The following is a 21,868-nucleotide window of genomic DNA, read 5'->3' on the forward strand; positions in this document are numbered from 1 at the left end:
CGCGAGTCAGGCGCGCGCAACGGGACACCGGGGCGCGCTAGTTCGGCATCGAGCGCGCGCGCCACGGTTGCGTGCGCTTCCGCCGGGCGCCCATCATGCGGCGATGACCGCCGATGCTGCCCAGCGCCTCGTGGCGCGCCTCAAGGCCGACCTGACCGTGGCGATGCGGAGCCGCAACGCTGCCGAGGTCGCGGTCCTGCGTCAACTGATCGCCGCGATCGATAACGCCCAGGCGGTGGCGGTGGGCGATCGCCACGCAACCTACGTGGTCCATGCCTTCGGCGACCCGTCGGTGGAAGTTCCGCGCCGGTCGCTGGACGACGCTGCGCTGAGCCGTCTGATCGAAGATGAAATCCGCACCCGGCGCGACGCCGCGGCCACCTATCGACAGCTCGGCCAGGATGCGCAGGCGCAGGCATTGGTGGAGGCGATGACGCTGCTGCGTCGCTACCTGGTGCCTGCATGCTGATCCAGGCGCCGCGCGCGTCTAACAATCCGCACCGCAAGCCCCGGCGCGTAGAGCATCCGCGCCCTACTTCGTCGAAGCGTCGGCCTTGGCCACCGCGTGCGTCGAGGCGGACGGAGCCTTCCCATCCCGCACCCGCTTGCGCTCGTCGATCTTCTCGCGGGCGGCCTGCTCGCGCGCGCCGACCACCATCTCCGTCAGCCACTTCACCAGCACCGTGGTGTAGGTGCGCTGGGCCGGCTTTTCGGAGAAGGCATGGTCGGCGCCGGCGATCACCCGCGAGGTGCGCGAACGGGCGCGGGTGAAGGCGGCCATGTAGTTCTCGATCACCTGGTGCGGGATGATCTGGTCCAGCTCGGCCTCCACGATCAGCGCATCGCCGCGGAACTCGGCGCAGGCGCGCAGCGCGCGGTTGTCCTTCCAGGCCACCTGGCGATGACGGAACGGGATCAGGTCCGGGTCCTGGTGCAGCTGGCGCTTGGGCAGCTCCCAGCCCTCGTCCTTGTACAGCGCCGGAGTGCGCAGGGCGAGCCAGCGCACCGGCCGCAGCGAGGACAGGATCGCGGCCAGGTAAGCGCCATAGCTGATGCCCACCACGGTGATCGCGTTGCCATCGACATTGGGCTGCTGCACGAACCAGTCGTAGGCGGCCAGCAGGTCGTCCAGGTTCTGCTGGCGCGTGACCCGCTCCAGCATCTGCGCATCGCCTTCGTGGCCGCGCAGGTCGAAGGTCAGGCAGACCACGCCCAGGCCGGCGGCCTCGCGCGCGCGGGCCAGGTCATGGTCCTGGCTGCCGCCCCAGCCGTGGACGAACAGCACGCCGGGCAACGCGCGCGCCGGCGCCAGCAGCGTGCCGGACAGCGCGGCGTCTTCTACTTCGAACGCGATGTGCTCAAGGGTGACATCCATCGACTGCGACCCTAGCGTATTTCAGCAGTCTCCCGAGTGAACCCACCTGCCCGTCGAAGTACACCACCGCATCGTCGGGCACCGGCTCATCGCTCCAGCTCTCGTGGGTGAGCGCGTCGAGCCAGGCGACCTGCGGCTGCGCGGCCAGCGCCTCCAGGGCGAGGACCTCGGCCGGGCTGGCCCCACCGAAGCGCCAGGACTGCTCGAGCACGCCGCAGCGCGTATGGCCCTGCATATCGCGCCCATGCACCAGGTCGTAGTTGCGACGCGAGGCGTAGAAGCCCGGATAGGCCGCGCTGATCTGCGCCTCGTAGTGCTGCACCTTGGCGATCGCCTCGTGCGCCTGCGCCGGCAGAGGCACGTGCTGCAGCTGGTCCAGGCCGCCGCGGGCCACGCGCAGCTGCGAGCCGCCGTAGACCTCATCGCCGCGCGGCGTGCGCACGGTGTGCTGGGTGCCGAAGTAGGCGATCGACTGGCCGCCCACCTCCACGCAGCCGACGCTGAAGGTGACGGCCTCTTCGAGATTCAGCTCGACCACCACGCCGGCTTCGATCTCATCGGCGTCCAGCGTGGCGCGCCAGGCCTCCAGCGCGCTCAGCGAATCGACCACGCGCTGGCCGTTGCCGCCACGCGCGTGGGCGAGCTTGCAGCGCACGCGACCCTGTTCCAGCAGGCGGGCGACGGCGCTGCGCAGGTCGGCGTCGGTGAACACCGAGTAGCCCGGCAGCACGGCCTCGCCCAGCGCGTCGCCGAGCGCATGCGCCCAGCCCTCGGGCGCACGCGTACCGCCATCGATCAGGCCATGGGTGACCAGCTTGCTGGCCACGAAGGCCTGCGGCACCACGCCGCCGAACAGATGCGCGGCGCAGCCGATGCCGCGCATCGCCGCTTCCTCGCGGGTCAGCGTTTCCATGGGGATGAAGTAGCCGGGCAAGCCCGGCAGCGCCTGGGCGCGGAACTCGCGCCCGAGCAGCCGCGCCAGGCGGCGGCCCATGCAGTCCACGCTGGCGCGTTCATGCGCGGCGCGGCGCGGATCGGTGAACAGCGGCGTGACCGCCGGCGCGTACGGACGCGGCAGCGTGATCGCGTTGGCCGGCGGGGGACGGGATTCGATGATGGCGACCATGGTCTTCCCTCGGGGGTGGGAGGAACGAAGGCACCAGGCCACACGAAGCCGCCCGGTGCGAAGGCGCCTGCGGCGCAGGCGGTGAAGCGCGGGACTGCGTGTTGCAGGTGGTGGCCGCCAAGGGCCCGATGGGATGCTGCGTGTAGCCGTGGGTGGTGCGCGAACTGGACGACGAACCCGTGCGGTGACGCGAGGACGATCTGCCTGGTCTGCTGTTGCCTGCGCAGATGCGCGATCCCCTGGCGCCGAGTATTACCGCGGCACGTAAATCCTGTGCGAAGCCGCGTGGGCGCCGATATGACAATCGCGACGGGGCTGATGCCCATCGCGACCTGGACGTGGCGGCAAGCGGCGGCGCGACGTGAGACGGGTTCCAGAAACGCCTCGCCGGGTGCGCACGACCGCGCGAAAGGCGGCACTGTGTCCGCTCAAGCCGCACCCGCACCGGAGGCCCCAGATGCGCCAGGACCAACTCGACCAGCAACTGCATGCCCTGCACGACAAGGTGGCCGACGGCGCGCCGCCCCTGGACCAGGCCTTCTTCGATGCCTGCGCGGCCGAGGCCTCGGCGATCCTGGCGCACGTGGAAGATGCGGCCCAGGCGCGCTATGCGATCGAGCGGATCGACGCGATCTTCGATGCGGTCGGCGTGGACGCGCAGCGCCTGCTGTCCACTGGCCAGCGCAGCCCGCTGCCGGTCGGTGCCGGCACGCAGGGCTGAACGCGCCGCTCAGTCGCTCTGCAGTTCGGCCACGAAGTCGTAGGCGTCGCCGCGATAGAAGGAGCGGGTGAACTCGACCACGCGCCCGTCGGCGAGGAAGGCGCGGCGCTCGACCAGCAGGCCGGGTGCGCCGGGCTCCAGCTGCAGCAGGGTGGCGGCCTCGCGCTCCAGCGCCACCGCGCGCAGGCGCTGCAGCGCGCGCCGCGGGCGATGGCCGTAGGCGTCCAGCGCTTCGTAGAGCGAGGCGCCGATGCGTTCGGGATCGGGCAGCAGGCTGTGCGGCACCAGGGTGCGCTCGGCCGCGATCGGCGCGCCGTCGACGTGGCGCAGGCGGTACAGGCGCACCACGCCGCTGCCGGGCGAGAGGTTCAGCGCCATCGCTTCCTCTGGAGTGACCCCGCCGACGCCGCGCTCGAGGAAGGTCACCTGCGGGTCCAGCCCGCGCTCGCGCAGGTCGTCGGTGAAGCTGGTCAGGCGCGAGAAGCTGCGCACGATCCGCTCGGACACGAAGGTGCCCGCGCCCTGGCGCTGGCTCAGCAGGCCCTGGTCGATCAGCCCGGACAGCGCCTTGCGCACGGTCACGCGCGAGAGCTGCAGACCAGTGGCCAGGTCGCGCTCGCTGGGCAGGCCGTGGCCCGGGCCGAGCACGCCGGTGTCGATCAGGTGCTGCAGGGCGCGGCGCAGGCGCAGATAGGCCAGGGTGCGGCTGGTCTCGGCCTGCTGCAGGCGGGCGTATTCGGTGGCGATGGCGGACAGCATGCCGCGAAAATACCAATGGGATACCAGGAGTGCAATCACGCGGCGCTCACGGGCCCGTTCATATGCAGGGCTGGGCCACGTGGTAGGGCGGTGGTATCGTCTGTGCCGATCTCCCCGCATCCTGACAAGGCTTCACCGTGAGCGCCAAGACCGTACCCGTGGACAGCTTCGACCTGGTGATCTTCGGCGGCACCGGTGACCTGGCCCTGCGCAAGCTGCTGCCCGGCCTGCTGCGCCGCTATGCCGACGGCCAGATCCCGCAGGACAGCCGCATCATCGGCGTGGCGCGCGATCCGCAGACCGGCGCCGACTACCGCACCCGCGTGGGCGAGGCGCTGGAGAAGATCGCCAGCGACGACCCGCTGCTGCGCGCGCGCATCCCGGCCTTCCTGCAGCTGCTGGACTACCGCCCGCTGGATGCGACCAAGGACGAGGGCTGGGACGAGTTCGCCGAGCTGCTCAAGCAGACCGGGGCCGAGCGCATCCGCGTGTTCTACCTGTCCACCAGCCCGAGCCTGTTCGTGGACCTGTGCACGCGCCTGCGCGATGCCGGCCTCAACGACGGCAATGCGCGCGTGGTGCTGGAGAAGCCGATCGGCAAGGATTCGGCCAGCGCCGCGGCGATCAACGACGCGGTCGGCGCGGTGTTCTCCGAGCACCAGATCTTCCGCATCGACCATTACCTGGGCAAGGAGACGGTGCAGAACCTGCTGGCGCTGCGTTTCGCCAACATCCTGTTCGAGCCGCTGTGGAACGCCAACCGCATCGACCACGTGCAGATCACCGTGGCCGAGACCGTCGGCCTTGAGAAGCGCGCCGGCTACTACGACACCTCCGGCGCGCTGCGCGACATGGTCCAGAACCATCTGCTGCAGCTGCTGTGCATGGTGGCCATGGAGCCGCCGGCCACGCTGCAGGCCAATGCGCTGCGCGATGAGAAGCTCAAGGTGCTGCGCTCGCTCAAGCCGATCACCGCCGCCGAGGTCAGCCACGTCACCGTGCGCGGCCAGTACCGCGCCGGCGCCTCGGGCGGCGCGGCCGTGCCGGGCTACCTGGACGAGCTGGGCCGCAACGACTCGCGCACCGAGACCTTCGTGGCGATCAAGGCCGAGGTGTCCAACTGGCGCTGGGCCGGCGTGCCGTTCTACCTGCGCACCGGCAAGCGCCTGCCCGAGCGCGTGTCGGAGATCGTGGTGGCCTTCCGCCCGGTGCCGCACTCGATCTTCGACGCCAGCGTCGGCCCGGCCCAGCCCAACCGGCTGGTGCTGCGCCTGCAGCCGGACGAGGGCGTCAAGCTGTGGCTGATGATCAAGGACCCGGGTCCGGGCGGGCTGCGCATGAAGTACGTGCCGCTGGACATGAGCTTCGCCGAGGCCTTCGGCGTGCATCAGCCGGAGGCCTACGAGCGCCTGCTGATGGACGTGGTGCGCGGCAACCAGTCGCTGTTCATGCGTCGCGACGAGGTCGAGGCGGCCTGGGCCTGGATCGACCCGATCCTGGACGCCTGGGAGCAGCTGCCCGAGGCGCCCAAGTCCTACACCGCCGGTTCGTGGGGCCCCAACGCCGCCGTGGCGCTGATCGAGCGCGACGGCCGCACCTGGCATGAGGACGCCGGCACGTGAGCCTGCAGATCGATGAGACCCTGACCCAGGTCCACGCCTGGCCCGACCACGATGCGCTGGCGCAGGCGCTGGCCGCGCAGGTGGCCGACGACCTGCGCGCGGCCCTGGCCGAGCGCGGCCGGGCCACCGTGGCCCTGTCCGGCGGCACCACGCCGGTGCGCTTCTTCCAGGCGCTGGCCGAGCAGCCGCTGCCGTGGAAGCAGGTCACCATCACCCTGGTCGACGAGCGCTGGGTGGACGAGTCCAACGCCCGTTCCAACGCCGCGCTGGTGCGCCAGCACCTGATGTACGGCGCGGCGGCGGTGGCGCGCTTCGTGCCGCTGTACCGCAGCTACGACGACGGCCCCGAGGCCGCCCTGCCCGAGCTGGAGGCCGAACTGGCCCAGACCCTGCCGCTGGACGTGGCCGTGCTGGGCATGGGCACCGATGGGCATACCGCCTCGTTCTTCCCCGGCGGCGATTACCTGGCCCAGGCGCTGGACCCGGCCGGCACCGCGCGCGTGCTGCCCATGCACGCCACCGCCGCCGGCGAGGCGCGTATCACCCTGACCCTGCCGGTCCTGGCCGCGGCCCGGCACCTGTACCTGCACATCGAGGGCGAGCAGAAGGCGCGCACGCTGCAGGAGGCCCTGGCCGCGCAGAACCCGCCGCCGATCGCGGTGATGCTGCGTGCCGCCAGCACGCCGGTGCAGACCTACTGGTGTCCTTGAAGCCGGGAGTGCGTGGAGAGGAGTGAGGCGCGAGCGAAAGCGGGATCGGACTTTGCTCGATCCTCGCCTTGCCACGCACTCCTCGCTCCCACCCGACGGGCCTGCTTATAATCCCCCCGCCGCCCGGCTCGCCGGTGCGGCATCCCGGTCACCCCCACGTCCGGAACATTCGCAACAACCGACGAGTGTTTTCAGCCACGCCGGCAACGGCGCTGCCAAAGGTGGACTGTGCGCAATCACGACCTGGAGTTCCTCAAGCGCTTTTCGATGGTGATCGGCATCCTGGCGGTGGTCACCGTCGGCCTGATCGTCGGCGCGTTCTTCCTGTCCAAGGTCATTCCGGCCGAAGTCTCGCCGGTGGCGGCCAAGCAGACCCAGGCGCGCATCGCGCCGGTCGGCGCGGTCTATGCCGGCGCCACCGGTGCGGCGGCCCAGGCCGCGGCCAAGGCGGCCGCCGAAGCCGCCGCCGCCGCGCAGGGCGCCTACGGCGGCACGCTGGACGGCAAGACCATCTTCGACCAGCTGTGCACCGCCTGCCATACCGCCGGCATCGGCAATGCGCCGATGCTCAACGCCGCCGGCTTCGGCGCGCGCCTGGCCAAGGGCAAGGAAACGCTCTACAAGCACGCCATCGAGGGCTTCACCGGCCCGGACGGCGGGGTGATGCCGCCCAAGGGCGGCAACCCGGGGCTGAGCGAGGCGCAGATCCACGCCACCGTGGACTGGATGCTCGAACAATCGAAGTAATCGCGCAGGCACAATGCCTGGCCGAGAACGCCGCCTTCGGGCGGCGTTTTTGCGTTCACCGCCTTGCTCGCTCGCGTCTTACGGAAATCCCACATGCCTTCGATCCGTCCGCTGCTGCTGTCTTCCGCCTTGGCGCTGTGCTGCACCTTGCCGGCCTACGCGAAAGACACGCTGCTGCCGATCGGTCAGGTCCAGGGCAGCCAGGCGCGCAGTGCGCTGGTGGGCCAGACCGTGACGGTCACCGGCACGGTGACCGCGGACCTGCGCACAGGGCTGCAGGGCTTCTTTGTGCAGGACGCCGGCGACGGCGATGCGTCGACCTCCGATGCGCTGTGGGTCGTGGCCGGCGCCGGCGCGACGCTGCCGGACATCCACACCGGTCAGCGCTGGCAGCTCACCGGTACCGTGGCCGAGACCGGCGATGGCCCGCACACCCTGACCACGCTGCAGCTGGCCGACGCCAAGGCGCTCGGCGCGGCGAGCGCCACGCCCGCGCCCATTGTGCTGACCGCCCCGCCCGCCGACTGGGCCGCGCTGGAAGGCATGCGGGTGCGCATCGACGCGCCGCTGACCTTGAACGGCACCGACACCCGCTTCGGCCAGACCATCGCCAGCTTCGGCGGGCCGTTGTGGACGCCGTCCGAACGTGAGGTGCCGGGCACGCCCGGCTATGCCGCGCTCGCGGCGGACAACGCGCATCGCCACCTGCTGCTGGACGATGGCAGCGATGCGCGCGATCCGGCGGCCCTGCCCTACCTGCCCGGTGGCGCGGTGCGCAGCGGCTCGAGCGCGACCGGCGCGAGCGGGGTGGTCGACTTCCGCCACGGCGCCTGGCGCCTGCAGGCACTGACGCCGCTGCAGGTGCAGGCGGCCGCGCGCCCGGCGGCGCCGGACGTGCCTGGCAGTGTCAGGATCGCGGTGTTCAACCTGGAGAACCTGTTCAACGGCGACGGTGCGGGCGGCGGCTTCCCGACCAAGCGCGGCGCCAAAACCGAGGCCGAATACCGCGCCCAGGTCGCCAGGCTGGTGGCCACGCTGACGCCGCTGCGCGCCGACATCGCCGCGCTGATGGAGCTGGAGAACGACGGCTACGGGCCGCAGTCCTCACTGGCGCAGTTCGTCGAGGCGCTCAACGCCGGCGGCAGCGACTGGCGCTACATCGATGCCGGCAGCGGCCCGGGCGACAACCCGATCCGGGTCGGGCTGATCTACCGCGCCTCGCGGGTCACGCCGGTGGGCAAGCCGGTCACCCTGGAAGGCGGCCCGTTCGTCGAGCACAGCCGCGTGCCGCTGGCGCAGGCCTTCCGCCGCGGCGACGGCGCGCTGTTCGTGGTCGCGGCCAACCACTTCAAGTCCAAGGGCTGCAATGAGGCCAGCGGCGCCGACGCCGATGCGCACGACGGCGCCGGCTGCTGGAATGCGACGCGCACCGAGTCGGCCAGGCGCGTAGATGCCTGGCTCAAGTCGGACCCTACCGGCACCGGCGCGACCCGCGCGTTGATCGTGGGCGATCTCAACGCCTATGCGCAGGAACAGCCGCTGCGCACGCTACGCCAGGCCGGCTGGGCCGACGCCTTCGCCGCGGCCCACGTGGCGGCGCCCTACAGCTATGTCTACGACGGCCAGCGCGGGCGGCTGGACCACGCCCTGCTCTCGCCGGCGCTGGCGCCGCTGCTGCGCGGCGCGGCCGAATGGCACGTCAACGCCGACGAGCCCGAGCCGCGCGGCGACGCGCGCGACGCCACGCCGGGCCCGTGGCGCAGCTCGGACCATGACCCGATGCTGCTGGGGTTCGATCTCTAGCGGATGAGCGCGCGGCCGACGGGGCCGCGCAGGCTCAGTGGCAGGCCTCGCACGGCGGCGCATGCGGACGGCGGCGCCAGTTCCAGACGTGGGCGCTGGCCAGCAGCAGGCTGCCGGCCACGGTCACGGGCGTCTCGACCTCGTGCGAGGGCCAGCCGACCGCGCCGGCGAGCAGCCCGATCAGGCCCAGCGCGGCCAGCGTGACCAGCGGCCAGGGCAGCGGCCGGGCCCGGTGCGCGCGCCACAGCGCGAAGCCGGCCAGCGGCGCGGCGATGGCGACGAACACGATGTGGACCCATTCGGCGTGCGCCCAGGCGCCGAACACCGGCAGCAGCGCCGCCAGCACGGGCAGCAGCAGGCAGTGGGCCAGGCACAGCATCGACAGGCCGATGGCCGAGGCATCGGCGGCCTGGGTTGAGGACAGTTTCATGGCGACTTCTCCATTTGTTACTTAGTAACAATACAGGAGGTGTCAAGCCCCGGTGTCAACACGGCCGGCGGGCGACAGGGACCGAGGCGGGCGACGCCATAGGCCAGTCCCCGGACTCGGCCGTCCCCGAGCGGTCGCCAGCTGCCTTGGCCGATCCGCCCCGCCGCGACGCGCTGGTCGTCAGGGCGTGGCGCCGGGCTGGTGGACTTCTGCGATATAGCCTCCGGGGAAACGCAGCATCGCCGCCCGCCGGCCGCCAACCGCGTATGGGCCCACCAGCACCTCGGCGCCGGCATCGCGGGCCCGGCCCAGGGTGGCGGCCAGATCCTGCACCTCGTAGCCGGTCAGCTCCCGGCCATAGGGCCACGGCAGATGGCCATCGGAGACCAGCAGCAGCACCTTGCCGTAGCCGGACTGCAGCAGCACGCGGCGCACGGTGGCGTCGGGGCGGCCGATGTCCGTCCCGCTGGCCGTGGCCTCATCCGACACGACCCGCCCGTGCGAGAACGCAAGCCATTGCCTGATGAACGCATCGGCCGCGTCGGCGGTGAGGTAGATGCGGTTCTCCGGCACGCTGGCCAGCGCGGCATAGGACGGCGGCGCGGTGTGCCAGTAGAACTGCATGTTGACCCCACCGGCCCATTGCAGCACCACGTCGCGCCCGATCGGATCGGGAAAGGTCTCCACCAGGCGCGTGGCGCCCAGCGAGACGGCGGCGGCGGTGGCCGCGTCGATGTCGGTGACCAGGTAGCCGGTGCGTTCGACGCCGAAGGGATAAGGGATCGGCGTCTTGAAGCCGAACACCGAGAGCGTGCCGACGGGCGAGCGCACCAGCTGCGAGAGCGTCTGGCTCGGCGTCGGCGTGACCTGGACGACGGCCTGCTTGCCGACCGTCCCGCCGAAGGTCGCCACGAAGCTGCGCACGAAGCGATCGAAGTCCTCCGCCTGCACATAGACGTGGGTGGAGTCGTACTGCGGGCCGACGGCATAGGAGACGTCGGCCGCAGGCGCGCCGGCTCGCGCTGGCGGCGCCCACGATGCGGTCAGGGCGATCAGGGCGAGGGCCAGCAGCGGTACGCGAGGCTTCATGGGCGTGCTCCAGCGAGAGAAACATCGGCGCATCGGCCGCGACGCGAAGTGGACTCAACGCGGTGCGGAGCGGACGCAATCGTCAACCGATGCCAAAGCTGGACGGTGACGCTGCGTCACGCATCCTCGAACGCCGCTGCAGGGGCGTCTACCCACGATCGGTGTGGTGGCTCTTCCCTCTTTCGGGGGAGGACGATCGTCGAAGAGGCGCCGCCAGCGCCGCGACGATCAACCCATGCCCCGACTGATCAGCACGATGGAGGCCAGCGCCAGCGGGATGGCGAGCAGGTTCAGCCGGCCCAGGCGCTCACCGAACACGCCCACGCCCACCGCCGTGCCGAGCAGCACCACGCCGATGTTCATCGCCGCGAACACCGTGGCCGGCGCCTGCGGCAGCGCGCGGTGCGCGGCCAGGTAGAAGCCGATGTTGGCGAAGTTGAGCGCGCCCAGCGCCAGCCCGCCGACGAAGCTGCGCCACTGCAGCCGCACGCCGCGCGCATGCCGCCACAGCTGCCAGCCCAGCATCGGCACGAAGGCCACGGCGAAGGTCGCCAGCAGCGAGGCCGAAAGCGGCGCGCCATCGGCGGCGATGCGCTTGAACAGCACATCGGTGGTCGCCCAGCCCACCAGCACCACCAGCGGCAGGCGCCACTCGGTGGACTGCGGCGTCGGCCCGCCGCGCGGGCGCGCCAGCAGGCAGGGGATGGCCACCAGCCCCAGCGCCAGGCCGAGCAGCTGCGCCGCGCCCGCACGCTGGCCGAACAGGGTGAAGGCGGCGATCAGCGACAGCAGCAGCGACAGGCGCTGGGCGATGTCAGTGCGCACCACGCCGGCGCGACGCACCGAGGCGGCCAGCACCAGGAACAGCCCGGGCAGCAGCAGGCCCAGCGGCAGCCACCAGCGCCATGGCGCGTGTTCGCCGGCCAGCGCCTGCAGCGGCGGATGCAGCAGGCCCAGCGCCAGCAGCACGCCGGCCAGGTAGTTCCAGGTCACCGCCTGCGGCACATCCAGCCGCCAACGCGGCGCCAGGCGGAACAGGACCGACACCGCCACGCTGCACAGCACCGCCAGGGCAAGCCACCACATCGATCACCGCCGTGCGCGCGTTTCAGGGCCGCGCATTATCGCAGCGCGCGCTGGCTCGGGCGGCGGGCTTGTGTGCGACGAAAAGAAAGCGGTCGGAAGCCCGCGCAAGGCGCAGCGCCTCAGCTCCACGCGCCTGGCGCTTCGTCAGGCGTCGCGCGCTTCCGTGCTTCTACTGCGGCGGGGCAGCCAGCTCCCGCGCGTCGAGAAAACCATCGTGATTGCGGTCCTGCCGGGCGAAGCGCGCGCGCAGCTGCTGCACCAGCGCCGCGCGCGTGACCGGCTTGCCGCGGCTGCCGGGCAGCTCGGCGCCTTCGAGCACGCCGTCGTGGTTGGCGTCGCGTTCGTCGAAGGCGTAGGTCATCCAGGACACGTACTCCTCGACGCTGACCCGACCGTCGTGGTCGCTGTCCATGCGCGCCAGGTAGTCGGCCGTGCCGGCCGGCTGCTGGGCGTACGTGCAGGGGACGAGGGCCAGCGCCAGCGCGGCGGCCAGATGTGCGTGCATCACGCGGCGTCGGATCATGGCGGCAGTGTCGCAGCTATGGCGCAATTCGGACGCCGCGTGCGCGCGAGGTAGGAGGGCTGGTAAAGCCGCTGGATCCCCGCCTTCGCGGGGATGACGAGCAACAACGGCGCCCTGACCCCTGGCCTCTGACCTCCGGCCCCTGCTCCCATCAATGCGCCAGCGCGTAACCCTTCAGCCGCTGCGAATAGGCCTGCAGCGAGGCGATGCCGCTTTCCTCGGCCTCCTTGCACCAGGCCTGCAGCTGGCGCAGGCGTTCGGCCGCGTCGTGCGAGCGGGCCTCCAGCAACGTGGCCAGGCGCTTGCGGTGCTCGACCAGGGCGGCCATGCGCGGACGCTGGGCGATCCAGTGCTGCAGCGCGTCGCGCGCCTCGGGCTTGAGCCAGCGCCCGTCGTCGACCAGGCCGCGGCGCAGGCGGCGCGGCAGCAGCTGGCGCAGCTTCTGTCCGGCGATGGAGGCCTCCTCGGCCAGCACCGGGCGGAACACGTTGCGCTGGTAGTCGGTCATGGCCTGGAAGCGGTGCGAGAGCAGCGCCTTGAGCGTGTCGGCGTCGGGCACGGCGATGTTGGGGCGGATGTCCAGGCGCGGCGCCACGCGCAGCACCTTGGCCAGGCGCAGCGCCTCCAGGCCCTTGATCGCGGCCCAGCCGATGTCGAACTCGAAGCGGCGCATGGCGAAGCGCGCCGAGCTGGGGAAGGCGTGATGGTTGTTGTGCAGCTCCTCACCGCCGATCCAGAACGCCCACGGCGTCAGGTTGGTCGAGGTGTCGGCCGATTCGAAATTGCGATAGCCCCACCAGTGGCCCAGGCCGTTGACCACGCCGGCGGCCCAGAACGGGATCCACGCCATCTGGATCGCCCACATCGCCACGCCCGGCAGGCCGAACAGCACCACGTAGGCCACGCCGAGCACGATCGGGCCCCAGTTGGCGCGCGGAGTGTAGAGGTGGCGCTCGAGCCAGTCCTCCGGCGCGCCGCGGCCGTACTGCTCGATGTCGCCGCGGTTCCAGCGCGCCTCGCGGTACAGCTCCACGCCTTCCCAGAACACCTTGCCGATGCCGCGCGTCTGCGGGCTGTGCGGGTCTTCCTCGGTCTCGACCTTGGCGTGGTGCTTGCGATGGATCGCCACCCACTCCTTGGTGATCATCGAGGTGGTGAGCCAGGTCCAGAACCGGAAGAAATGGTTCAGCACGGGATGGAAATCCACGCCGCGGTGGGCCTGGCTGCGGTGCAGGTACAGGGTGACCGAGAAGATGGTCAGCTGGGTACACACCAGCAGCACCAGGGCCAGCTCCCACCAGGTGAACTGGGTCAGGCCGCCGGTCAGGAAGTCGATCAGGGACGGATGCATGGGTTCCCCCTCCAGGGAGTCCAAAGCGCAGGCAACACGCCCACCGCTGGCGTCCATAATGCAGGCTGCCCCCGCAAACTTCACCCGTCGCCCGCGTATGGCGTTCAGCCCCGCCGGCGCAGCGCCCGCCTTATGTCAGCATCGTCAGATTCAACGCCCTTTTCCGAGCCCTTGATCGAACTGGACCGCGCCACCGTGGTGCGCGGCGGCACGCCCGTGCTGGAGGCGCTGGACCTGCGCATCCAGCTCGGCCAGCACGTCGCGCTGCTGGGCCCCAACGGCTGCGGCAAGTCGACCTTCATCAAGCTGATCAACCGCGAGCTGTATCCGCTGGCGCGCGAGGGCGAGGCGCCGGTGCGCGTGTTCGGCCAGAGCCGCTGGAACGTGGCCCAGCTGCGCACGCGCCTGGGCGTGGTCACCTCCGACGCCACCGCGCTGCTGCAGGACATGCCGCAGCTGGGCGTGGACGATGCGGTGGTGACCGGGTTCTTCTCCAGCTTCGTGCTGCCGATCGACCAGGACGTCACCGCGCAGATGCGCGCCCGGGCGGCCGAGGCGCTGGAACGGGTCGGCGCCCAGGCGCTGTCCGGGCGGCCGGTGGCCGAGCTGTCCACCGGCCAGATGCGCCGGGTGCTGATCGCCCGGGCGCTGGTCCATCGGCCGCAGGCACTGCTGCTGGACGAGCCCACCGCCGGCCTGGACGTGGTGGCCCAGCAGCAGTTCTGCGCGCTGATGGGCGAGCTGGCCCGGCAGGGCGTGACCCTGGTGCTGGTGACCCACCACCTGGAGGAGATCGTGCCGGAGATCGACCGCGTGGTGCTGATGCGCGAGGGCCGGATCCTGGCCGATGGCCCCCGCGCCGAGGTGCTGACCGCGCAGCGGCTGTCGCAGGCCTACGGCGCGCCGGTGCGCGTGCAGCGCGACGGCGCCGTATACCGGGCCATCGCCGGCTGAGCGGCAGGCTTGCCGCGGGCGGGTTGCAGACCCATCTTGCCTAGTCCGCCCCGCCCCTCGCGCGCCCTGCCATGCCCGAACTGCCCGAAGTCGAAACCACGCGCCGCGGCCTGGCCCCGCACCTGGAGGGCGCGGTGGTGCGCGCGGTGCTGCAGCGGCGCGACGACCTGCGCTGGCCGATCCCGCCACAGGTCCGCGCCCACCTGCCGGGTGCGCGCATCGACGCGGTGCGCCGCCGCGCCAAGTACCTGCTGCTCGACACCCAGGCCGGCAGCGCGCTGCTGCACTTAGGGATGAGCGGCAGCCTGCGCGTGCTGCCGGCGGCCACGCCGGTGAAGGCGCACGACCATGTCGATCTGGCCCTGGACGGGGGCCGGGTGCTGCGCTTCAACGACCCGCGCCGCTTCGGCAGCCTGCTGTGGCAGGAACCGGGCAGCGTGCATCCGCTGCTGCAGGGTCTGGGGCCCGAGCCGCTGTCGGAGGACTTCGACGGCGCCTACCTGTTCGCGCGCAGCCGCGGCCGCAGCGCCTCGGTGAAGACCTTCCTGATGGACCAACGCATCGTGGTCGGGGTGGGCAACATCTACGCGGCCGAGAGCCTGTTCAGCGCCGGCGTCCACCCGCTGCGCGCGGCCGGCAAGGTCTCGCGCGAGCGCTACGAGGCCCTGGCCGCGGCGATCAAGGCCATCCTGGCCTATGCCATCACCCGCGGCGGCACCACGCTGCGCGACTTCATCAGCCCCGACGGCGCGCCGGGCTACTTCGAGCAGGAGCTGTGGGTCTACGGTCGCCAGGGCCAGCCCTGCAAGCGCTGCGGCACCGCGCTGAAGGTCGAACAGATCGGCCAGCGCACCACGGTGTGGTGCCCGCGCTGCCAGCGGTAGCGGAAAAGTAACGAAAATTCTGTGCTGGTGATTCCGGTTCCACCGGCTATAGTCGGACCTCGTGGGGATCGACTTAGGATGTCGACGCATGGAAGTCGGTACCGATATCACCTTGCTGCTGGACTCGGCGCGCGGCGGCGACCGCGCCGCGCTGGACCGCGTGCTGGCCACGCTCTACCAGGAGCTGCACGGCATGGCGCGGCGCCAGCTGGCCGGCCAGCAGGGCCACACCCTGGACGCGACCGCCCTGGTGCACGAGTCCTATCTGAAGCTGCTCGGCGCCCAGGGCGCGGCGCATTTCGACGACCGCGCGCACTTCTTCGCCTACGCCGCCTCGGCGATGCGCTCGGTGGTGGTGGACTACGCCCGTAGCCGGCTGGCGCGCAAGCGCGGCGGCGACCTCAAGCGCGTGGCCGAGATCCCGGAGGACGTGGAAAGCAACCTGCTGCGCCTGGACGAGACCACCCTGGCGCTCAACACCGCGCTGGACCGGCTGGCCGATGCCGACCCGCGCCTGGCCAAGGTGGTGGAGATGCGCTACTTCGGCGGCCTGTCCGAGCTGGAGATCGCCGAGCTGATGCAGCGCTCGGAGCGCAGCGTGCGCCGCGACTGGCAGAAGGCGCGGCTGTTCCTGCTGGCGGCGATGCAGGACGAGTAGCGCGCGAGCCCAAGACCCATGGATCCCGCGCGCTGGCAGCGCCTGTCGCCCCTGCTGGACCTGCTGCTGGACATGAGTCCGGCCCAGCGCGAACAGGAGCTGTCCCGTCACCGGCAGCAGGACCCGGCGCTGGCCGACGAGCTGGCCGCGCTGCTGGCGCTGGAAGAGGACGCCGACGACAACTTCCCGCCGCCGCTGCACGAGCCGCAGCCCACCCTGCGCCCGGGCACGCGCATCGGCCCCTACGTGCTCGAGCACGTGCTGGGCGAAGGCGGCATGGGCATGGTCTGGCGCGCCAAGCGCGCCGAGGGCGGCTACCAGCGGCGGGTGGCGCTGAAACTGCTGCGCCCGGGCTTCGCCGACCACCGCCTGCGCCTGCGCTTCTCGCGCGAACGCGACATCCTGGCGCGGCTGGAGCATCCGCACATCGGCCGCCTGCTGGACGCCGGCGTCGGCGACCAGGGCCAGCCGTATCTGGCGCTGGAATACGTCGAAGGCCTGCCCATCACCGACTATTGCCGCCAGCACGGGCTGGCGCTGGAGGCGCGGCTGGCGCTGTTCCGCCAGGTCTGCCAGGCGGTGAGCCACGCGCACGCCAACCTGATCGTGCACCGCGACCTGAAGCCCTCCAACATCATGGTCACCGTCCACGGCCAGACCCGGCTGCTGGACTTCGGCATCGCCAAGCTGCTCGACACGCCCGACGGCGCGGTCGCCAGGACCGAGCTGCGCGCCTTCACCCTGCACTACGCCGCGCCCGAACAGGTCCGCGGCGAACCGGTCACCACCCGCACCGACGTCTACGCGCTGGGCGTGGTGCTGTACGAGATGCTGACCGGCCACAAGCCCTATCGGCTGCGCGGCGAGAACCCGCTGCAATGGGAGCAGGCCATCATCGCGGTGGACCCGCAGCGCCCCTCGCAGATGGTGCTGAGCGCCAGCGAGACCGGCGAGGTGGGCCTGGACGCGCACCGCCAGGCGCGGCGCCTGCGCGGCGACCTGGACCGCATCGTGCTCAAGGCGCTGGCCAAGCGCCCGGAGGATCGCTATCCCTCGGTCGAGGCGCTGTCGGCCGACCTGGGCCGGCACATGGAAGGCCTGCCGGTGCAGGCGCAGCGGCAGAGCCTGGCCTATCGCCTGGGCAAGTACGCCACCCGCCAGCGCTGGTGGCTGCTGGCCGCCTCGCTGACGATCTTCGTGCTGGTCGGCGCGGCGGCGGTCAGCCTGCGCCAGGCGCGCGAGGCCATGCGCGAGGCGCAGCGCGCGCAGGCGATGCAGAACTTCGTGATCGGCCTGTTCGACAACACCGGCGCGGCCCCGCGCGGCGATGCGCTGGACACGCGCAAGCTGCTGGAGGACGGCGTGGCGCGCGGCGAGCGCGAGCTGGCCGGCCAGCCGCTGGCGCATGCCGAGCTGCTGGCCGTGGTCGGCCGCCTGCGCCTGGGCCTGGGCGACTACGAACAGGCCCTGGCCCTGCTCAGGCGCGGCCAGGCGCTGCTGGACGCCACCCCCGACCCGCCCGCGCAGCTGCGCCTGCAGCTGGCCACCCAGCGCGGCCGCGCCCTGGCCCAGCTGGACCGCGGCGCCGAGTGCGTGGCGGTGCTGGGCCCGCTGGAACCGCTGGCCCAGTCGCGCCGGGGGGCCGAACAGGGCGTCGCCAACGAGTTCCTGTCCCAGTACGCGCGCTGCCTGCGCCAGATCGGCAGACGCGATGAGGCCCGGGCGCTGTTCGAGCAGGTGCTGGCGCGCCAGCAGCTGGCCGGGCTGCCGACCAACCAGGCCCAGAGCCTGCTCGACCTGGCGCAGACGGCGACCGACCGCGGCGACGAGCCGGCGGCCTTCGAGCTGTACCGCCAGGCGCTGGCCCAGCTGCACGGCCAGAACGACACGGCGCTGGAGATCGACGTGCTGCGCGGCTTCGGCGCGGCCCAGCGCCTGCGCGGCGAGACCGACGCGGCGCAGGCCAGCTTCAACCGCGCGCTGACCCTGGCCGAGGCCTTCTACAGCCCGCAGCACCCGACCGTGGGCAACCTGCGCGCCTATCTGATGGCGCTGGACGTGGACCGCGGACGCTACGCCCAGGCCGAGCGCCAGGCGCGCACCCTGCTGGCCAACGTGCAGCGGCGGCTGGGCCCGCAGCATCGCAACACCGGCCTGGCCTGGAACAGCCTGGGCATCATCGCCATGGAGCGCGGCGACAGCGCCCAGGCGCTGACCAACATCGAACAGGCGGTGGCCATCTGGCGCGCGCCGGGCAACGAGGGGCTGCTGCACGGCGGGCTGTTCAACATCGGCCTGGCGCAGCTGGCCGCAGGCCACCCCGAGCAGGCGCTGGGCGCGTTCCAGGCCTGCCGGCAGCTGCGCGTCGAGCGCTATGGGGCGCAGTCCGAGATCGTCGGCGAGGCCGACCGCATGATCGGTCAGGCGCTGGCCGACGCCGGCACGCCGGACCAGGCCGCGCCGTGGTTCGACAGCGCCGTGCGGCTGACCGCGGCCAAGACCGCGATGCCGCTGCGCCAGCGCAGCGCGGTGCTGGCCCAGGCCCGCAACCGGGCGCGGCTGGGCCAGACCGCGCCGGCGCAGGCGGCGCTGGCGGCCATGACCCGGCTGCCCATCGACACCAGCGAGACCCAGCGCCTGGTCTGGCGCGCCCGCGCCTACCTGGCCGAATCGCGCTGTGCGGGTGGCGCGCCGTCCTCGGCCGCCGAGCTGAAGGCCCTGCAGGACGAACTGCACGACGCCCAGCCCGAAGGCGGCACGCTGGTCCGCGAGATCGACGACATCGCCCGGGCCTGCAACGCGCGCCTGCTGGCAGGCAACCGCTAGGGCCTGTCCCGGCGGCTTACTCGGGCAGCGGCAGCGGCGCCTGCAGCGGCTGCATGGACGACTCGCCGCGGGTGATCCGCTTGTATTCCGCGCGGCTGACCGAGACGTAGGACTCGTTGCCGCCGATTTCCACCTGCGGCCCGTCCTGGACCACGCGCCCCTGGTCGTCCACGCGCACGGTCATGGTGGCCTTGGCGCCGGTGTGGCAGATGGTCTTGATCTCGCTGAGCTCGTCGGCCCAGGCCAGCAGCGCCTGGCTGCCTTCGAACAGCTCGCCGCGGAAATCGGTGCGCAGGCCGTAGCACAGCACCGGGATGCGGCGCTGGTCGACCACCTCGCTCAGCTGCCACACCTGCGCGCGGCTGAGGAACTGCGCCTCGTCCACCAGCACGCAGTGCAGCGCGCCGTGCGCGGCGATGTCGGCATCGACCACGGCCAACAGGTCGTCCTCGGCCGTGAACGCCCTGCCCTCCGCGCGCAGGCCGATGCGCGAGGCCACCACGCCCGTGCCGGCGCGATCGTCCAGCCGCGGCGTCAGGATCAGCACCCGCATCCCGCGCTCGCGGTAGTTGTGCGCCGACTGCAGCAGCGTGGTGGTCTTGCCGGCGTTCATTGCCGAGTAATAGAAGTAGAGCTTGGCCATGAGGCGAGGAACGAGGAGGAAGGGCCGAGGAACGCGCGACAGCGGTCGCGCCTCAAGGGATGAGAGAATACCCGCAGCGGGAACGCTCCTGCCCTTCCTCGTTTCTCGTAGCTCTTTGGACCCATGGATTTCCTCAACCCCCCGCAGCGCGCCGCGGTGCTGCACGTCCATGGCCCGCTGCTGGTGCTGGCCGGCGCGGGCAGCGGCAAGACGCGCGTGATCATCGAGAAGATCGCGCACCTGATCGCATCAAAGCGCATGCCGGCCAAGCGCATCGCGGCGATCACCTTCACCAACAAGTCGGCCAAGGAAATGCGCGAGCGCCTGGCCAAGCGGGTCAAGGGCGATGCCGCCGAAGGCCTGACCATCTGCACCTTCCACGCGCTGGGGCTGAAGTTCCTGCAGATCGAGCACGCCGCGGCCGGGCTGAAGCGCAACTTCTCCATCTTCGACGCCGACGATTCGGCCGCGCAGATCAAGGACCTGATGCCGGGCGCCAAGCCGGACGCGATCGAGCTGATGAAGTCGCTGGTCTCGCGCGCCAAGAACATGGGCCTCTCGCCCGAGGCCGCCGCCGAGCTGGCCAAGAGCCCGCGCGAGGTCGAGGCCGCCGCCCTGTACGCGCGCTACCAGGCGCGGCTGGCGAGCTTCAACGCGGTGGATTTCGACGACCTGATCCGGCTGCCGGTGCAGATCCTGGAAGGCAACGCCGAAATCACCGCCGGCTGGCGCGAGCGCATCGGCTACCTGCTGGTGGACGAGTGCCAGGACACCAACGACGCGCAGTACCGCCTGCTCAAGGCCATCGCCGGGCCGCGCGGCGACTTCACCTGCGTGGGCGACGACGACCAGAGCATCTACGCCTGGCGCGGCGCCAACCCGGAAAACCTGCTGCAGATGGGCCGCGACTATCCGCAGCTGGAGATCATCAAGCTGGAGCAGAACTACCGCTGCTCCAACCGTGTGCTGCGCGCGGCCAATGCGCTGATCGCGCACAACCCGCACGAGCACCTCAAGCAGCTGTGGTCCGACCAGGCCGATGGCGAGCGCATCCGCGTGTGGGAATGCCGCGACAACGACCACGAGGCGGAGAAGGTCGCCGCGGAGATCGCCTTCCTGCAGGCGGCCAAGCAGGTGCCGTGGAACGAGTTTTGCATCCTGTTCCGCGGCAACTTCCAGTCGCGCGTGATCGAGAAGGCGCTGCAGCTGCTGCGCATCCCCTACCACCTCACCGGCGGCACCGCGTTCCTGGACCGGCAGGAGGTCAAGGACGCGCTGAGCTGGCTGCGGCTGGTGGCCAATCCCGACGACGATGCGGCCTTCCTGCGCGCGGTGCAGAACCCCAAGCGCGAGGTCGGCGCGACCTCGCTGGCGCGCCTGGCCGAAATGGCCCAGCAGCGCCACCTGCCGATGGCGCGCGTGGCCGAGATCACCGGCGCGCTGCAGGCCCTGCCGCCGCGCGCGGCCAACGGCCTGGCCAGCTTCAACGACGCGCTGCGTAGCCTGCGCGAGCAGGCGCCGCGCACCTCGGCGGCCGATCTGGTGCGGCTGCTGGCCGAGCGCTCGGGCCTGCTGGCCGACCTGCGCGTGCAGTCCAAGGACGAGGCCTCGTTCCAGCGGCGCAAGGCCAACCTGGACGAGCTGGCCGACTGGTTCGGCGGCGGCCCGCGCGGCGCCAGCGCGGGCGACCTGGCCGCGCAGCTGGCGCTGCTGTCGCGCAACGACAAGGACGACGGCGGCAACCAGGTGCGGATGATGACCCTGCACGCGGCCAAGGGGCTGGAGTTCCGCTATGTGTTCATCGTCGGCTGCGAGGACGGCGTACTGCCGCACGAGACCGCGCTGGAGGAAGGCTCGCTGGAGGAGGAACGCCGGCTGATGTACGTGGGTATCACCCGCGCCAAGGAAGGCCTGTACCTGAGCCACAGCCGCACCACGCGCAAGTTTCGCGAGCTGATGCGCCTGCAGCCCAGCCGCTTCCTCGACGAATTGCCCGCGGCCGAACTGCAGCGCGACGGCGCCGATCCGGTGGCCGACGCGGCACACAAGCAGGAGCGCGCCAAGGCGGGACTGGCTGCAATCCAGGCGTTGTTTGATGATTAGTGGGTTGGGGTTGGGAGTGGCGTTGAGGTGTTGAGAAGCGCTAAGACTCGGCGCTGACAGCACAAACCATTTCGCTACTGCGAAGGTGGAAACCCGGTGTCTTCAACGTCCCCGTGGACTCCCGCTTTCGCGGGAACGCCGACGCAGTTGTTGCTGATGCTCAATCAGGAAAGTCCCTAACCCCTCCCCAACCCTCCCCTGCGCTACGCGCAAGGGAGGGGGCGCATCGCTGCGGGCTTCTTCCAATTGAGAGAGGCCCGGCCCCCGCCTTAGTCGTTGGCCGCGACTTCGAGCTCCGCTGCGCTGCGCGCAATGGAGGAACGCTGAGCTGTGAGTGCCCAGTAGCTACAGCGAGAACACGGCGATGGCTAGCCGCAGCATCCGGCCGCGAAGCCTGCTACTAACCTCCGTCCTGTCTGGCCTGCCGGCGCTTTGCCCCCTCCCTTTCGCCGAAGGCG

General features: G+C 71.4%; 20 protein-coding genes. 11 read left to right on the forward strand and 9 right to left on the reverse strand.

Annotated features, from left to right (window positions below; all coding sequences use genetic code 11):
* The first annotated feature begins 103 nt into the window (after positions 1-103).
* A complete protein-coding gene (locus tag WFQ05_RS04825; RefSeq protein WP_337052909.1) occupies positions 104-469 on the forward strand; it encodes a hypothetical protein in 366 nt (121 codons plus the stop codon).
* A 63-nt stretch (positions 470-532) separates the two neighbouring features.
* On the opposite strand, the gene WFQ05_RS04830 is transcribed toward WFQ05_RS04825, so the two are convergent.
* Complete coding sequence (locus tag WFQ05_RS04830; protein WP_130514925.1) at positions 533-1,375, reverse strand: alpha/beta fold hydrolase; 843 nt, start codon at positions 1,373-1,375, stop codon at positions 533-535.
* On the reverse strand, positions 1,359-2,501 hold the full coding sequence (locus WFQ05_RS04835; RefSeq protein WP_337052910.1) for a DUF3182 family protein: 1,143 nt from the start codon (positions 2,499-2,501) through the stop codon (positions 1,359-1,361). Before WFQ05_RS04835 ends, WFQ05_RS04830 begins: the two co-directional genes overlap by 17 nt.
* A gap of 457 nt (positions 2,502-2,958) precedes the next feature.
* On the opposite strand from WFQ05_RS04835, the gene WFQ05_RS04840 reads away from it, so the two are divergent.
* On the forward strand, positions 2,959-3,222 hold the full coding sequence (locus WFQ05_RS04840) for a hypothetical protein (RefSeq protein ID WP_337052911.1): 264 nt from the start codon (positions 2,959-2,961) through the stop codon (positions 3,220-3,222).
* A gap of 9 nt (positions 3,223-3,231) precedes the next feature.
* Here WFQ05_RS04840 and WFQ05_RS04845 read toward each other — a convergent pair whose 3' ends face one another.
* A complete protein-coding gene (locus WFQ05_RS04845) occupies positions 3,232-3,981 on the reverse strand; it encodes a GntR family transcriptional regulator (RefSeq protein WP_337052912.1) in 750 nt (249 codons plus the stop codon).
* 137 nt (positions 3,982-4,118) lie between these two features.
* Between WFQ05_RS04845 and zwf the strand changes: the two genes are divergently transcribed.
* The 4 genes from zwf to WFQ05_RS04865 all read left to right on the forward strand — a co-directional run bounded on the left by zwf (position 4,119) and on the right by WFQ05_RS04865 (position 8,863).
* Positions 4,119-5,603: a glucose-6-phosphate dehydrogenase gene (gene zwf, locus WFQ05_RS04850; protein WP_130514917.1), complete on the forward strand. Its 1,485-nt coding sequence runs from the start codon at positions 4,119-4,121 to the stop codon at positions 5,601-5,603.
* Positions 5,600-6,313: a 6-phosphogluconolactonase gene (gene pgl, locus WFQ05_RS04855; RefSeq protein WP_131658693.1), complete on the forward strand. Its 714-nt coding sequence runs from the start codon at positions 5,600-5,602 to the stop codon at positions 6,311-6,313. The genes zwf and pgl overlap by 4 nt, the downstream gene beginning before the upstream one ends.
* Before the next feature lie 228 nt (positions 6,314-6,541).
* Entirely contained in the window at positions 6,542-7,060 is a 519-nt protein-coding gene (locus WFQ05_RS04860) for a c-type cytochrome (RefSeq protein ID WP_130514913.1), read from the forward strand.
* A gap of 93 nt (positions 7,061-7,153) precedes the next feature.
* Positions 7,154-8,863 carry an ExeM/NucH family extracellular endonuclease gene (locus tag WFQ05_RS04865; RefSeq protein WP_337052913.1) on the forward strand — a complete coding sequence of 570 codons (1,710 nt, stop codon included), beginning with the start codon at positions 7,154-7,156 and terminating at the stop codon, positions 8,861-8,863.
* A gap of 34 nt (positions 8,864-8,897) precedes the next feature.
* Here the strand turns inward: WFQ05_RS04865 and WFQ05_RS04870 are convergent, their stop codons facing one another.
* The 5 genes from WFQ05_RS04870 to WFQ05_RS04890 all read right to left on the reverse strand — a co-directional run bounded on the left by WFQ05_RS04870 (position 8,898) and on the right by WFQ05_RS04890 (position 13,342).
* On the reverse strand, positions 8,898-9,293 hold the full coding sequence (locus WFQ05_RS04870; RefSeq protein WP_130514909.1) for a MerC domain-containing protein: 396 nt from the start codon (positions 9,291-9,293) through the stop codon (positions 8,898-8,900).
* Positions 9,294-9,473: 180 nt separating this feature from the next.
* Positions 9,474-10,382 (reverse strand): glyoxalase, encoded by a 909-nt coding sequence (locus WFQ05_RS04875; RefSeq protein WP_337052914.1) that lies wholly within the window; start codon positions 10,380-10,382, stop codon positions 9,474-9,476.
* A 228-nt stretch (positions 10,383-10,610) separates the two neighbouring features.
* Complete coding sequence (locus tag WFQ05_RS04880; protein ID WP_337052915.1) at positions 10,611-11,468, reverse strand: EamA family transporter; 858 nt, start codon at positions 11,466-11,468, stop codon at positions 10,611-10,613.
* A gap of 169 nt (positions 11,469-11,637) precedes the next feature.
* Positions 11,638-11,973 (reverse strand): hypothetical protein, encoded by a 336-nt coding sequence (locus WFQ05_RS04885; RefSeq protein ID WP_337052916.1) that lies wholly within the window; start codon positions 11,971-11,973, stop codon positions 11,638-11,640.
* A 169-nt stretch (positions 11,974-12,142) separates the two neighbouring features.
* Positions 12,143-13,342, reverse strand: a complete 1,200-nt coding sequence (locus tag WFQ05_RS04890) for a fatty acid desaturase (protein WP_130523883.1) — start codon at positions 13,340-13,342, stop codon at positions 12,143-12,145.
* 132 nt (positions 13,343-13,474) lie between these two features.
* On the opposite strand from WFQ05_RS04890, the gene WFQ05_RS04895 reads away from it, so the two are divergent.
* The 4 genes from WFQ05_RS04895 to WFQ05_RS04910 all read left to right on the forward strand — a co-directional run bounded on the left by WFQ05_RS04895 (position 13,475) and on the right by WFQ05_RS04910 (position 18,664).
* Complete coding sequence (locus tag WFQ05_RS04895; protein WP_337052918.1) at positions 13,475-14,296, forward strand: ATP-binding cassette domain-containing protein; 822 nt, start codon at positions 13,475-13,477, stop codon at positions 14,294-14,296.
* 71 nt (positions 14,297-14,367) lie between these two features.
* A complete protein-coding gene (mutM, locus tag WFQ05_RS04900) occupies positions 14,368-15,180 on the forward strand; it encodes a bifunctional DNA-formamidopyrimidine glycosylase/DNA-(apurinic or apyrimidinic site) lyase (protein WP_130523885.1) in 813 nt (270 codons plus the stop codon).
* An 88-nt stretch (positions 15,181-15,268) separates the two neighbouring features.
* Positions 15,269-15,838: an ECF-type sigma factor gene (locus tag WFQ05_RS04905; protein WP_130514894.1), complete on the forward strand. Its 570-nt coding sequence runs from the start codon at positions 15,269-15,271 to the stop codon at positions 15,836-15,838.
* A gap of 18 nt (positions 15,839-15,856) precedes the next feature.
* A complete protein-coding gene (locus WFQ05_RS04910) occupies positions 15,857-18,664 on the forward strand; it encodes a protein kinase (RefSeq protein ID WP_337052919.1) in 2,808 nt (935 codons plus the stop codon).
* A 16-nt stretch (positions 18,665-18,680) separates the two neighbouring features.
* Here WFQ05_RS04910 and WFQ05_RS04915 read toward each other — a convergent pair whose 3' ends face one another.
* Positions 18,681-19,307 (reverse strand): thymidine kinase, encoded by a 627-nt coding sequence (locus WFQ05_RS04915; protein ID WP_130514888.1) that lies wholly within the window; start codon positions 19,305-19,307, stop codon positions 18,681-18,683.
* A 123-nt stretch (positions 19,308-19,430) separates the two neighbouring features.
* Between WFQ05_RS04915 and WFQ05_RS04920 the strand changes: the two genes are divergently transcribed.
* Positions 19,431-21,410, forward strand: coding sequence for a UvrD-helicase domain-containing protein (locus tag WFQ05_RS04920; RefSeq protein ID WP_130514886.1), 1,980 nt, complete (start codon positions 19,431-19,433; stop codon positions 21,408-21,410).
* Positions 21,411-21,868: the final 458 nt, after the last annotated feature.

Origin of the sequence: Pseudoxanthomonas sp. USHLN014 (assembly GCF_037153335.1) — a bacterium.
Classification (GTDB): Bacteria; Pseudomonadota; Gammaproteobacteria; order Xanthomonadales; family Xanthomonadaceae; genus Pseudoxanthomonas_A; species Pseudoxanthomonas_A winnipegensis.